Origin of the sequence: Microvirga sp. HBU67558 (assembly GCF_018069605.1) — a bacterium.
In the GTDB taxonomy this organism is placed as follows: Bacteria; Pseudomonadota; Alphaproteobacteria; order Rhizobiales; family Beijerinckiaceae; genus Microvirga; species Microvirga terrae.
Window position 1 is genome coordinate 1 of record NZ_JAGPUP010000488.1, and the last position, 12,766, is coordinate 12,766.

A 12,766-nucleotide genomic window follows, 5' to 3' on the forward strand; every position below is an offset into this window, starting at 1 on the left:
CCACTCGCGCCACCCTCGATCATCCTGAAGGCTCGCAGCGCAAGCTGCGGGCCCGCAGGTGCTGCCCGCTTTGCCCAGAAAGGTACCAACCCGCCCTATTGCCGCCGCAGACTAATCACTATATTGCAGCGCATCAGATTTATCGCCCGGTACGAGCCAGGGGCGCGGCTAAGCTTGCCGCGTGCCGGGCCGCTTTGCTTTGAAAGACCCCGTATGAAACTCCGCAATATCGCCATCATCGCCCACGTCGACCACGGCAAGACCACCCTCGTCGACAAGCTGCTCCAGCAATCCGGCAGCTTCCGCGAGAACCAGCGCGTGGAAGAGCGCGCCATGGACTCGAACGACCTGGAGAAGGAGCGCGGCATCACCATCCTGGCGAAGGCGACGTCGGTGGTCTGGAAGGACACCCGCATCAACATCGTCGACACCCCAGGCCACGCCGATTTCGGCGGCGAGGTGGAGCGCATCCTGAGCATGGTCGACGGTGCCATCGTGCTCGTGGACGCGGCCGAGGGCCCGATGCCTCAGACCAAGTTCGTGGTGTCCAAGGCCCTCAAGATCGGCCTCAGGCCCATCGTGGCGATCAACAAGATCGACCGCCCGGATGCCCGCCACCAGGAGGTCATCAACGAGGTGTTCGACCTGTTCGCGGCGCTCGACGCCACCGACGAGCAGCTCGACTTCCCGATCCTCTACGGGTCCGGCCGCAACGGCTGGATGGCCAAGTCGCCGGAAGGTCCGAGCGATGAGGGCTTGGCTCCGCTCTTCGACCTGGTGCTCGATCACGTGCCCCCGGCCAAGACCGAGGACGGCCCGTTCCGCATGCTCGGAACGCTGCTCGAAGCCAACCCCTTCCTGGGCCGCATCGTCACGGGCCGCATCGCTTCCGGCACGGTGAAGCCGAACCAGTCGATCAAGGTGCTCGACCGTGAGGGCAAGGTGGTCGAGACCGGCCGCGTGTCCAAGATCCTCGCGTTCCGCGGCCTGGAGCGCCAGCCGATCGAGGTCGGCGAGGCGGGCGACATCGTGTCCATCGCGGGCCTCGTGAAGGGCTCGGTGGCCGACACCTTCTCGGCTCCTGAGAACGACATCCCGATCCAGGCGCAGCCGATCGATCCGCCGACCGTGACCATGTCGTTCATCGTCAACGACAGCCCGCTCGCCGGCACCGAGGGCGACAAGGTGACGAGCCGCATGATCCGCGACCGCCTGTTCAAGGAAGCGGAAGGCAACGTGACCCTCAAGATCGAGGAGGCGGCCGACAAGGATTCGTTCTACGTCTCCGGCCGCGGCGAATTGCAGCTCGCGATCCTGATCGAGACCATGCGCCGCGAAGGCTTCGAGCTTGCCGTGTCGCGTCCCCGCGTGGTGTTCGAGAAGGACGCGAACGGCCAGCTGCTCGAGCCGATCGAGGAAGTGGTCATCGACGTGGACGAGGAGCATTCCGGCGTCGTGGTGCAGAAGATGTCCGAGCGCCGCGCCGACATGATCGAGATGAAGCCGTCGGGCGGCAACCGCCAGCGTCTCGTGTTCTACGCTCCCACCCGCGGCCTCATCGGGTACCAGAGCGAGCTGCTCACCGACACCCGCGGCACCGCGATCATGAACCGCCTGTTCCACGCCTACGAGCCCTACAAGGGCGAGATCGCGGGACGGCGCAACGGCGTGCTGATCTCCAACGATGCCGGCGAGGCCGTGGCCTATGCCCTGTGGAACCTTGAGGATCGCGGCCCGATGATGATCGAGCCCGGCTGGAAGGTCTACCAGGGCATGATCGTCGGCGAGCACAACCGCGAGAACGATCTCGAGGTGAACGTGCTCAAGGGCAAGAAGCTCACCAACATCCGCACCACGTCCAAGGACGAGGCCGTGCGCCTGACGCCGCCGATCCGCATGACCCTGGAGCGCTCGCTGGCCTGGATCGAGGACGACGAGCTCGTCGAGGTGACGCCGAAGTCGATCCGCATCCGCAAGGCGATCCTCGACCCGAACGACCGCAAGCGCGCCGAGAAGCAGAAGGAAGCGCTGAGCGCCTGACGCGCCGCATCCCGCCTATGGAAAGGCCGCCCCTCGGGGCGGCCTTTTTGGTCTCGGAAGAGGGCTTATCCTTCGGCCTTGCTGCTCTGGCCCTTCTTCGCGCCCTCGCCCATCGGGTTCGTCGAATCCTCGCCCGAGGCCTCCGGGTTCTCGCGGCCCTGCGGGGTCAGCCGGGGGGCGCTGATATCCTCGTCGGTAGCCTGCTTTGACTTGTCGTCGGGTTTCGCCATCGCTGCTGTTCCTTCTGCTGCCTTTACGCGGGACCGCCGGAGCCGCCGGTCGGGCCCGAGCCGGAATCGGAGCCTGCATCCCCCTCGTTGCCGAGGGAGCGCGAGCCGCTCGGATCGGTGAGCCCGGTCGCCCGGCCGCCCGCATCGGTGCCGTTCGTGGGACTGCCCTTCGGCCCGCCGGGAATGGTGCCCGAGCCCACCTGAGTCGTGTTGGAAGGATCCACCGCGCCACCGAGATCGAACCCGGGTCGGTCCTGGGCGCCCGGGCCGGGATCCCGCCCGGCTTCGTCCGGGTCAGGGCGTTCCGTCGGGACACGGGGCCCCGCATTCTGGTTCTGGGTCATGATGGTGTTTCCGTTCCTACGAGCTGGTGGAATCCGTCGCGTCGTGATCGCCAACATCCGGCAGGGCTCCCGTGCCGGGCGTCGAATCCGGATTGGTCAGCGACGGCTTGCTGTGGGGGCCTGCCGCCGGCTGCTTCCCGTCAGGGGATTGTTCGGTCGACCCCTGCTGGCCTCCCTGCGGGTCGAGCCGCTTGGACTCGACGTCCTTTTTCGTGTCGTCGGTGTGATTGCCGTAACCTGCATTGCCCATCGCGGTGTCCTCTCAGCCTTCCTGCTTGCCGTTCACGGCGGTCGCGCGCTCGATGGCTTCGGCCGTCGCGTCCTTGTCCTCGGGCGAGAGGCTCGCGTCGCTCAGGTGCCTGGTGGTCTCCGGCGTCTCGGCGGCCGTGAGCTCGTCATGACCGTCCATGCCGGCCTTGCTGGTTTGGCCGGTCTGCCCCTGGCGGTAGTTGTAGGCCTCGCCGCCGGGCTCGCTCCACACACGCCTCAGGGTCGCGTTGCCCTCGATTCCGCCGTCCCGGTTCGGATCGACGGGACTGTCGATGCCGCCGCGCTGCTCGTTGCGGATCTGGTCCGCCGTCTGATCCTTCAGTGAATGAGGCGCCTTGCGTTCCGCCATGATGAACTCCTTGAAACATCGTTCGAATTTCGTGCGTGCAAGGAGAACCCGGCCGGCGGGGCGAAGTTCTGGCCACGCTTGCGCGACGCGCCAACAAAAAGGGCGGCTGTGAAGCCGCCCCCGATGGTACGCGTACAGAGAGGATCAAAGCCCTTCGAACAAGGCACTCGAGATGTAGCGCTCGGCGAAGGAGGGCGCGACCGTGATGATGCGTTTGCCCTTGAACTCGGGGCGCGCCGCCACTTCGAGCGCGGCCGCCACGTTGGCGCCGGTCGAAATGCCGCCGGGAATGCCTTCGAGCTTCGCGAGCCGGCGCGCCGTGTCGAACGCCGTCTGGTTGCCGACCGTCACCACGTCGTCGATGAGCGAGCGGTCGAGGACATCCGGCACGAAGCCGGCGCCGATGCCCTGGATCTTGTGCGGACCGGGCTGGCCGCCGGAGAGCACCGGGGAATCCTCCGGCTCCACGGCGATCACCTTCATGGCCGGCAGGCGCGGCTTGATCACCTGGGCAACGCCGGTGATCGTGCCGCCGGTGCCGACGCCCGCCACGAAGGCGTCGAACCGGCCGTCGGTGTCGTTCCAGATCTCCTCCGCGGTGGTCCTGCGATGAATCTCCGGATTGGCCGGATTCTTGAACTGCTGCGGGATGACCGAATTAGGGATCTCGGTCAGAAGCTCCTCGGCCCGCGCCACCGTGCCCTTCATGCCCATGGGGCCGGGGGTGAGGACGAGCTCAGCGCCCAGATAGGCCAGCATCTTGCGGCGCTCGATGGACATGGTCTCGGGCATCACCAGGATGAGCCGGTAGCCGCGCGCCGCCGCCACGAAGGCGAGCGCGATGCCGGTATTGCCGGAGGTCGGCTCGATCAGGGTCGTGTCGGGATTGATCGTGCCTGCAGCCTCCATGGCCTCGATCATGCTGACGCCGATGCGATCCTTCACGCTGGAGATCGGGTTGAAGAACTCGAGCTTGACGAGGATCTCGGCGTCGATTCCGCGCTCCCTGGGCAGCCGATTGAGGCGCACGAGCGGGGTGTTGCCGATGGTTTCCGTGATCGAGCCGTAGATCCGGCCGCGCCCGGGCTTGACGTCTGAGCCCGACAGTTGGGCGGTGTCAGCCATGAATATCCTCCTTCAGATCGGCGGAAATCTAGCCTTTCCCGTACGGAGTGTCGATATTCACCACGATCCACAGGTCATATCGTGAAATCCACCGCAGGGATCGTTTCGACGGCCGATTCCGCCTGCGCCTTCTGGCACAGATCCTCCACCGTGACCTTGTCGAGCTCGGCCAGGAACGCTTCGGTTCCGCGCTGAACCAGGGGCGATACGACGGCCTCGGCAAGGCGCGATTCCGGCACCGGCGAGGATCCGTCCTCCTCCAGGGCCGACATGGCGATGCGCACGATGTCGCCGGCCGTGATCCGGCGCCGCTCGCGGGCCAGCTCATAGCCGCCGCGGGGGCCGCGCACCCCCTTCAGGATGCCCTGGCGGACCAGGGCCTGCAGGACCGGCTCCAGGTAACGTGGAGGCAGGTTGTGCCGGGCCGCGAGCGCCTTGGCCGAAACCGGCATCGGCCGGGCGTGGAGCGCGATGTCCGTGACGGCAGCGATGGCAAGAAGCGAGCGGCGCGAGAGGAAATTCATGCGAGTGCTTCCTTACCCCAGCCCGGTCGATCCGAAGCCGCCCGCCGCGCGGCCTGTGTCGTCGACCTGGCTCACCTCGACCAATTCTACCATGGTGACCGGTGCGACCACCATTTGGGCGATACGCATGCCGCGGATGACGGTGAAAGGCTCGGAGCCGAGATTGACGAGAAGCACCTGCACCTCACCGCGGTAATCCGCGTCGATGGTGCCCGGCGTATTGAGCACGGTCACGCCATGACGGAAGGCCAGCCCGGAGCGGGGCCGTACCTGGGCTTCGAAGTCGGGTTCGAGCTGGAGCACGAGACCGGTAGGCACGAGCGCGCGCTGCATCGGCTGCAGGACGATCGGCGCCTCGGCCGGATGGGCCGCGACGAGATCCATGCCGGCGGCTCCGGCCGTCTCGTAGCGCGGCAGCGGCAGATCGGCCGCATGCGCGAGCCGCTGGATGCGCAGGCGACGGTTCATGACTTTGCCCCCTTGGCCATGGCGCCCAGGCGGTCCACGAGCTTTTTGGCCACGTCGGTTTTCGGCAGGGTCGGCCAGGTCTCCACGTCCGACGCGGTGACGAGATGCACCGTGTTGCTGTCGCCCCCCATGACGCCGCCCGCCGCGGACACGTCGTTGGCCACGATGAGGTCGCAGCCCTTCCTGGCGAGCTTCTGGCGGGCATGCTCGATCACGTGCTCGGTTTCCGCCGCAAAGCCCACCATGAGCGGCGGCCGGTTCTCGGTGCGATGCGCGATGGTGGCGAGAATGTCGGGATTCTCGGCGAGCGACAGGTTCGGCAGCGCGCCGTCCTTCTTCTTGATCTTCTGCTCGCCCGCATTGGCCACGCGCCAATCGGCGACGGCCGCGGCGAAGATCCCGATATCGGCCGGCAGGGCCCTCTCGACGGCCTCCAGCATCTCGCGGGCGCTCTCCACATGCACGGTCGCCACGCCGGCAGGATCGGGCAGCGTCACGGGACCCGAGATGAGCGTGACGCGGGCACCCGCTTCGGCGGCGGCTTCCGCGATGGCATGGCCCTGCTTGCCCGAGGAGCGGTTGGCGATGTAGCGGACCGGATCGATCGGCTCGTGCGTCGGTCCCGAGGTCACGATCACATGCTTGCCGGCCAACGGTCCCGACGGGGCAAGCAGGCGTTCCGCCGCAGCCGCGATTTCGAGCGGCTCGGCCATGCGCCCGGGTCCGAACTCGGCCTCCGCCATGGCGCCGTCATTGGGCCCCACCACATGAACGCCGTCCTGGCGGAGGATCGTCAGATTGCGCTGCGTGGCCGGATGCTGCCACATGCGCACGTTCATGGCCGGAGCGATCAGGATCGGCAGCGTGGTGGCGAGCAGCACCGTGGAGGCGAGATCGTCCGCATGGCCTCCGGCCATCTTCGCCATGAGATTGGCCGTGGCCGGCGCGACGATGACGAGATCCGCATCGCGGGCGAGCTTGATGTGGCCGATATCCGCCTCGTCCTCGCGGTCGAAGAGGTCGGTGTGCGAGCGCTGGCCCGTAAGGGCGGAAGCCGAAAGCGGCGTGATGAAGGCCTGCGCGCCCGCGGTCAGGATGCAGCGGACGGAGGCGCCGCGCTCGCGCAGGCGGCGGATGAGGTCGAGCGACTTGTAGGCCGCGATGCCGCCGCCGATGACGAGGAGGATGCGTTTGCCCGAAAGCGCCGTCATGCGAAGCCCCTGAACAGCATGATCATCAGCGAGGCGGCGATGATCCACAAGGCCGCCACGCCCCAGCGGTTGCCCCGCGCCTCGGCACGACCGATGGCCGCGACGCTGTCCTGGTCGAGGGCCACGCCCCGGGCCGTCACATCCTCGAGCTGGTTGAGCACCCGCTCGGCCCGCAGGGCCAGTTCCGGCAGGTCGCCGATGACGCCGGCGAGCGTCCACAGGCCCCGTCCGGCCTGCTCGGCGCGGCCGAGCGGTCCGAGGTTGCGCTCGATCCAGTCCCGCACCACGGGCTCGGAGGTGGTCCACATGTCGAGCTTCGGGTCGAGGTTTCGGGCCACGCCCTCGACCACCACCATGGTCTTCTGCAGCATGACCAGCTCGATGCGAGTCGCCATGTCGAACAGGGCCGTGATTTCGAAAAGGAGCGTCAGGAGCTTGGCCATCGAGATCTCGTCGGCGCGGCGGTCGTGGATGGGCTCGCCGATGGCCCGGATGGCCTGGGCGAAATCCTCCACCGAATGATGCGGCGGCACGTAGCCGGCCTCGAAATGCACCTGCGCCACCCGAAGGTAATCGCGGCGGATGAACCCCAGGAGGATTTCGGCCAGGAAGCGCCGCTCCTTCATGCCGAGCCGGCCCATGATGCCGAAATCGACGGCCACGAGACGCCCTTCCGCATCCACGAACAGATTGCCCGGATGCATGTCGGCATGAAAATAGCCGTCGCGGATGGCGTGGCGCAGGAAGGACTGGATCACGGTGCGCCCGAGCGCAACCCGGTCGAGGCCCGCCGCCTCGATCCCGGCCAGATCGTTGAGCCGAATGCCTTCGATCCAGGTGGTGGTGAGCACGTCGCGGGCGGTGAGATCCCATTCCGGCTTCGGCACGCGGAAATCCGGGTCGTCCTTCGTGTTCTCCGCCAGTTCGGAGACGGCCGCCGCCTCGAGGCGCAGATCCATTTCGACGGCGACGGAGCGGGCGAGCGCCTCCACGATCTCGAGCGGCTTGAGGCGGCGCGCATCGGGAACCACGCGCTCGAACAGGCGGGCGGCCGCGCGCATGGCCTGTAGGTCGCGGGCGAAGCCCTCGCGCACGCCGGGACGCACGACCTTGACGGCCACCGTCTCCTCGCCTTCCGCCGTGCGGATGCGGGCCCGGTGAACCTGCGCGATGGAGGCGGCCGCGATCGGCTCGCTGAATTCCAGGAACAGCGCGTCGATAGGGCGGCCCAGCGCGATCTCGACCATGCGCACCGCCTCCGCCCGTGGGAAGGGCGGCATGCGATCCTGCAGGCGCTCCAGATCGCGGGCCGCCGCCACGCCGACGATGTCCGGACGGGTCGCCAGGAACTGGCCGAATTTCACGTAAGACGGCCCGAGCCGCGTCAGGGCCTTGGAGAGGCGCGCCGCGCCGTCGCCCGCCTGCGGCCGCTCGATGAAACGCGCTATCCTCAGGCCGAAGCGGGCGGAAGGCGGCAGGGCGCTCGGATCGACGAGCGCCAGGGCGCCTTCGCGGGCCAGGACGAACCCGGCGCGCAGGTTGCGGGCAAGATGAACGAGGCTGCCGATCACGTGTCAGATCTTCCAGCCGGAATGCATGGCGACGACTCCCGCCGTCAGCGACCGGTGCGTCACGCGCCGGAACCCCGCCTCCTCGATCATGCGGGCGAAGGCAGCCGGCGGCGGGAAGCGGCGGATCGACTCCACCAGATACTGATAGGATTCGGCATCCCCCGTCACCATGCCCCCGAGCCGCGGGATGACGTTGAAGGAATAGGCGTCGTAGATCCGGTCGAGGAGGGGCACGTCGACCTTCGAGAATTCGAGGCAGAGGAAGCGGCCGCCGGGCTTCAGGACCCGGTGCGCCTCACGCAGGGCTGCATCGATGCGGGGCACGTTCCGGATGCCGAACGCGATTGTGTAGGCATCGTAGGTTCCGGATTCGAGCGGCAGTTCCTCCGCATTGGCCTCGACGAAATCGATGCGCCCCTCGTAGCGATGACCGGCCCGTTCGGCGCCGACCTTGAGCATCTCGCCGTTGATGTCGAGCACGGTCACGCGGGTTTGTGGGCCACTCTCATCCAGGATCCGGAACGCCACGTCGCCGGTGCCGCCGGCCACGTCGAGATGGCGGAACGGCCGGTCGCGGGGCGGGCGCAGGGTGGACACGAGGGCATCCTTCCAGACCCGGTGGAGCCCGGCCGACATGAGATCGTTCATCAGGTCGTAGCGGCTCGCCACGGAGCGGAAGACCTCGTTGACCCTGCCCTGCTTCTCGCCGAGCGGCACGGACTGGAACCCGAAATGGGTGTTCTCGTCGGTCATGATCTTCACCAAATCTCTCGTCACCCACGGCATCGGACCCGACGGGCCACGCCAGGAAACCCGGATCCGGGTTTCCGCACGATGCACCAATGTCGCGATCCATAGCGGAAGCGGGGCGGGATGGCTATGTAAGAGGTCTCAAGAAGCCGAGAGATGGTTGATGCCCGAACTGCCCGAAGTCGAGACCGTACGCCGCGGCCTGGAGCCCGCCATGGTCGGCGCCCGCTTCACCAAGGTGACCCAGCGCCGGCCCGACCTGCGTTTTCCCTTCCCGGACCGGTTTGCCGAGCGCCTGGAGGGGCAGGAGGTCACGGCCCTGGGGCGGCGGGCCAAATATCTCCTCGCCGATCTCGCCTCCGGCGAGGTGCTGGTGATGCATCTGGGCATGTCCGGCCGGTTCCTGGTCAGCCAGGACGGGGCCACCCGCATGCCGGGAGACTTCCATCACGAGCACGGCGGCCTGGGGGCTCACGACCACGTGGTGTTCCAGCTCTCCAACGGGGCGACCGTCACCTATAACGATGCCCGCCGTTTCGGCTTCATGGACCTGGTGCCCCGCTCCGCCATCGAGACGTCGAAGCACTTCGCCGGCATGGGGATCGAGCCCCTCGGCAACGAGCTCTCGGGCGATACCATCGCGCGGCTCTTCGCCGGCAGGCGCACGCCCCTGAAGGCCGCCCTCCTCGACCAGCGCCTCATTGCGGGCCTCGGCAACATCTATGTCTGCGAGGCCCTGTTCCGCACCGGGCTCCACCCGGAGGCCGCCGCTGGATCGCTTGCGACCAAGACCGGACAGCCGACTGACAAGGCGCATCAGCTCGCCGGCGTCATCCGCGACGTGCTGGCCGAGGCTGTGGAGGCCGGCGGCTCGACCCTGCGCGATCATGCGCAGGTGGACGGCTCGCTCGGCTATTTCCAGCATTCCTTCCGGGTCTACGACCGCGAGGGACAGCCCTGCGTCACCCCGGCCTGCACCGGAACCGTGGCCAGGCTCGTGCAATCCGGCCGCTCGACCTTCTATTGCCCCGAATGCCAGAGGCGCTCCCGCACGTGAACGCGCCCACGGCTTTGCCGAAAGGAGAAGGCAGGGCTGTTCGGATTTGCTCTTGCCGCATCGACCGCCCTCGCCTACCGGTGTCTCATCCAGCGATGAGGAGACGCCGGCATGGCTTTTGAGACCATTCTCGTTGAGACGCGTGGCAAGGTGGGGCTGATCACCCTCAACCGGCCCCAGGCCCTGAACGCCCTCAATACGGCCCTGCTGAACGAGGTGAATCAGGCTCTCGACGGCTTCGAGGCGGACCCGAATGTCGGCTGCATCGTCATCACCGGTTCGGAGAAAGCCTTCGCGGCGGGCGCCGATATCAAGGAGATGGCGGAACTCACCTATCCCCACACCTACATGGCCGACTTCTTCTCCGGTTGGGAGAACGTATCGGGCCGCCGCAAGCCCATGATCGCGGCGGTCGCGGGCTTCGCGCTGGGCGGCGGCTGCGAGTTCGCCATGATGTGCGATTTCATCATCGCGGCGGACAATGCCAAGTTCGGTCAGCCCGAGATCAAGCTCGGCGTGATGCCGGGCATGGGCGGAACGCAGCGGCTGACCCGGCTCATCGGCAAGGCAAAGGCCATGGAGATGTGCCTGACGGGTCGGACGATGGGTGCCGAGGAAGCCGAGCGCTCCGGGCTCGTGGCCCGGGTGGTGCCGCTCGCCGACCTCCTGAACGAGGCTCTGAAGACGGCCGACACCATCGCGTCCATGTCGCTGCCCATCGCCATGATGACGAAGGAAACCATCAACCGCGCCGACGAGGTGTCGCTGTCCGAGGGCATCCGCTTCGAGCGGCGCCTGTTCCACGCCATGTTCGCGACCGCTGACCAGAAGGAGGGCATGACGGCCTTCGTCGGCAAGCGCGCTGCCGAGTTCAAGAACCAGTAGCAAGAACCAGTAGACCGTGATCACCATCGGATTTGACGCGATCGCGGCGCTCGCCGCGGTCTCCTTTCTTGCGGGCTTCGTGGATTCCATTGCCGGCGGCGGGGGGCTCATCACCGTGCCGGCCCTCCTGCTCGCGGGCCTCGATCCCGCTCAGGCGATCGCCACCAACAAGGTCCAAGGTTCTGTTGCCGCAGCCTCCGCCACCTACACCTTCGGGCGCAAGGGGCTGATCGAATGGCGCAAGGCCTGGGGGTTCACCCTGGTGGCGTTTTCGAGCAGCATCGCAGGAGCTCTGTGCGTGCAGTTCCTGCCGCGCTCCGTGCTCGAGGTGATGATCCCGCTGCTGCTCATCGCGATGGCCGTCTATTTCGCGGTCTCGCGCAAGATGAAGGACGAGGACGCTCAGGCCCGTATGACGGCTCTCGCCTTCGGCCTGACCGCACCGGTCGCCATCGGCTTCTACGACGGGATCTTCGGCCCGGGAGCAGGCTCCTTCTACATGCTCGCCTTCGTGACGCTCCTCGGCTACGGGGTGGTGAAGGCGACCGCCCATACCAAGCTCGTCAATTTCGCGAGCAACTTCGGCAGCCTTCTCCTCTACGCATCGACGGGCGCGGTGGTCTGGCCGGTCGGCCTCGTCATGGCCGGTGCCTCCTTTCTCGGGGCGCAGGCGGGATCGCGGCTCGCCATGCGGCTGGGCTCGCGGATCATCCGCCCGCTCCTGGTCGTGGTATCGGGCCTCATGGCGCTCAGGCTCCTGCTCGACCCGGCCAATCCCTGGCGCCAGGCCCTGCAGAAGGCCTCCCTGGCGCTTTTTTGACGCGCAAAGGCCCACGGACGTTGACGTTCGCGGGCATCGCGTCTATAAGCCGCCTCACATGAGCCCGCGCGTCCCGCGGGCTCTTCGGTTTCCATGCAATCAACCGGTCGCTGCCGGAGCTCTCGACGGGCTCGAGCTTGGCGCATCGGAATTTTAAAGAACGAGGATGGGCCATGGCCAACACCGTGTCCGCCAAGAAGATGACCCGCAAGATCGCGAAGCGCACCGCGATCAACAAGTCGCGTCGCAGCCGGATGCGGACCTTCGTCCGCAAGGTCGAAGAGGCGATCGCCGCCGGCAACCAGACCGAGGCCGTGGCCGCTCTGCAGGCCGCCGAACCGGAGATGATGCGCGCCGCCCAGAAGGGCATCGTGCACAAGAACACCGCGTCGCGGAAGGTCTCGCGCCTGGCGAGCCGCATCAAGACGCTGAGCGCCTAAGAAGCAGCCTCCATCGCTGACTTCCATCATCGATCAGACCCGGCCTCGCGGCCGGGTTTTTTCGTGTCTTAAGCCCGATTCCGCCGTCAAATTTTATCCACACCACAGCTTGACTTTATCCCCGCCTGACAGGGTGAAAGCCCCACAAAGCAGATTCAAACTGCACATAAAACACTCAGCGACATCAACAGCTTAGCAGGCAAAGCATCGCAAAGCATCAGAATCACCTCCCGAGTCGAGGCGAATCGGTTCTGAATCAAGATTGCGCAAAGACTCTTTTTTCGGGCTTGAGGACGGACTGTGGTGGAACAGTGAATCAGTTGAAGAGTCAGGACTTTAAAGCCCAGATTCAAAAGCTGTGGACGAGGCTGTGAACGCGACAAAGGGCTTGCAGGCCCCCGCGACTCGACTCGGCCGTATTGCACGCCATCCCGCACCCTGTGTAAGGTCAATTTGCTTCAACGGCTCGCCGTGAAGTCATTCACTCAAAGCTCGAACTAAAGACACCATGTGCGGGGATCAGTCGTTGTTTCATTCTCTCCAGAAGCAAGCGAAGGCTCATCCTTTACCGAGAGGTAAACTTGATAGACCTTGAGTGAAGACGAAGGAGACGGCAGTCAGCGACTGTCTCCACTTAAAAGCGTTCAATAAATCTTTAGTACAATTGGGGGCGCCACGTTTT

The 12,766-nt window shown here is 66.4% G+C and carries 15 protein-coding genes; 5 read left to right on the forward strand and 10 right to left on the reverse strand.

Translation table 11 applies throughout. From position 1 onward, the window contains the following. The first annotated feature begins 213 nt into the window (after window positions 1-213). A complete protein-coding gene (gene typA, locus KBI52_RS09720) occupies window positions 214-2,040 on the forward strand; it encodes a translational GTPase TypA (RefSeq protein WP_173945650.1) in 1,827 nt (608 codons plus the stop codon). A gap of 65 nt (window positions 2,041-2,105) precedes the next feature. Here typA and KBI52_RS09725 read toward each other — a convergent pair whose 3' ends face one another. The 10 genes from KBI52_RS09725 to ubiE form a co-directional block, all read right to left on the reverse strand. Next, on the reverse strand, window positions 2,106-2,270 hold the full coding sequence (locus KBI52_RS09725) for a hypothetical protein (RefSeq protein WP_173945651.1): 165 nt from the start codon (window positions 2,268-2,270) through the stop codon (window positions 2,106-2,108). Between the two features lie 23 nt (window positions 2,271-2,293). Then, a complete protein-coding gene (locus KBI52_RS09730) occupies window positions 2,294-2,614 on the reverse strand; it encodes a hypothetical protein (RefSeq protein ID WP_173945652.1) in 321 nt (106 codons plus the stop codon). Window positions 2,615-2,630: 16 nt separating this feature from the next. After that, window positions 2,631-2,864 carry a hypothetical protein gene (locus KBI52_RS09735; protein ID WP_173945653.1) on the reverse strand — a complete coding sequence of 78 codons (234 nt, stop codon included), beginning with the start codon at window positions 2,862-2,864 and terminating at the stop codon, window positions 2,631-2,633. 12 nt (window positions 2,865-2,876) lie between these two features. Further along, window positions 2,877-3,233, reverse strand: a complete 357-nt coding sequence (locus tag KBI52_RS09740; protein WP_173945654.1) for a hypothetical protein — start codon at window positions 3,231-3,233, stop codon at window positions 2,877-2,879. A 144-nt stretch (window positions 3,234-3,377) separates the two neighbouring features. Next, a complete protein-coding gene (gene cysK / locus KBI52_RS09745) occupies window positions 3,378-4,358 on the reverse strand; it encodes a cysteine synthase A (RefSeq protein ID WP_247654299.1) in 981 nt (326 codons plus the stop codon). Window positions 4,359-4,432: 74 nt separating this feature from the next. Further along, window positions 4,433-4,882: an Rrf2 family transcriptional regulator gene (locus KBI52_RS09750; RefSeq protein ID WP_173945656.1), complete on the reverse strand. Its 450-nt coding sequence runs from the start codon at window positions 4,880-4,882 to the stop codon at window positions 4,433-4,435. 12 nt (window positions 4,883-4,894) lie between these two features. Continuing rightward, a complete protein-coding gene (dut, locus tag KBI52_RS09755) occupies window positions 4,895-5,350 on the reverse strand; it encodes a dUTP diphosphatase (protein ID WP_173945657.1) in 456 nt (151 codons plus the stop codon). Further along, a complete protein-coding gene (gene coaBC, locus KBI52_RS09760) occupies window positions 5,347-6,561 on the reverse strand; it encodes a bifunctional phosphopantothenoylcysteine decarboxylase/phosphopantothenate--cysteine ligase CoaBC (protein WP_210807045.1) in 1,215 nt (404 codons plus the stop codon). Before coaBC ends, dut begins: the two co-directional genes overlap by 4 nt. Continuing rightward, window positions 6,558-8,132 (reverse strand): 2-polyprenylphenol 6-hydroxylase, encoded by a 1,575-nt coding sequence (gene ubiB, locus KBI52_RS09765; protein WP_173945659.1) that lies wholly within the window; start codon window positions 8,130-8,132, stop codon window positions 6,558-6,560. The genes coaBC and ubiB overlap by 4 nt, the downstream gene beginning before the upstream one ends. Window positions 8,133-8,135: 3 nt before the next feature. Then, window positions 8,136-8,885, reverse strand: coding sequence for a bifunctional demethylmenaquinone methyltransferase/2-methoxy-6-polyprenyl-1,4-benzoquinol methylase UbiE (ubiE, locus tag KBI52_RS09770; RefSeq protein ID WP_173945670.1), 750 nt, complete (start codon window positions 8,883-8,885; stop codon window positions 8,136-8,138). A 160-nt stretch (window positions 8,886-9,045) separates the two neighbouring features. On the opposite strand from ubiE, the gene mutM reads away from it, so the two are divergent. The 4 genes from mutM (at window position 9,046) to rpsT (ending at window position 12,084) form a co-directional block, all read left to right on the forward strand. Beyond that, window positions 9,046-9,939: a bifunctional DNA-formamidopyrimidine glycosylase/DNA-(apurinic or apyrimidinic site) lyase gene (gene mutM, locus KBI52_RS09775; RefSeq protein WP_173945660.1), complete on the forward strand. Its 894-nt coding sequence runs from the start codon at window positions 9,046-9,048 to the stop codon at window positions 9,937-9,939. Between the two features lie 111 nt (window positions 9,940-10,050). Continuing rightward, window positions 10,051-10,824, forward strand: coding sequence for an enoyl-CoA hydratase (locus KBI52_RS09780; protein WP_173945661.1), 774 nt, complete (start codon window positions 10,051-10,053; stop codon window positions 10,822-10,824). Window positions 10,825-10,843: 19 nt separating this feature from the next. Further along, complete coding sequence (locus KBI52_RS09785) at window positions 10,844-11,644, forward strand: TSUP family transporter (protein WP_173945671.1); 801 nt, start codon at window positions 10,844-10,846, stop codon at window positions 11,642-11,644. A gap of 173 nt (window positions 11,645-11,817) precedes the next feature. Beyond that, window positions 11,818-12,084: a 30S ribosomal protein S20 gene (rpsT, locus tag KBI52_RS09790; protein ID WP_173945662.1), complete on the forward strand. Its 267-nt coding sequence runs from the start codon at window positions 11,818-11,820 to the stop codon at window positions 12,082-12,084. The last annotated feature ends 682 nt before the right edge of the window (window positions 12,085-12,766 follow it).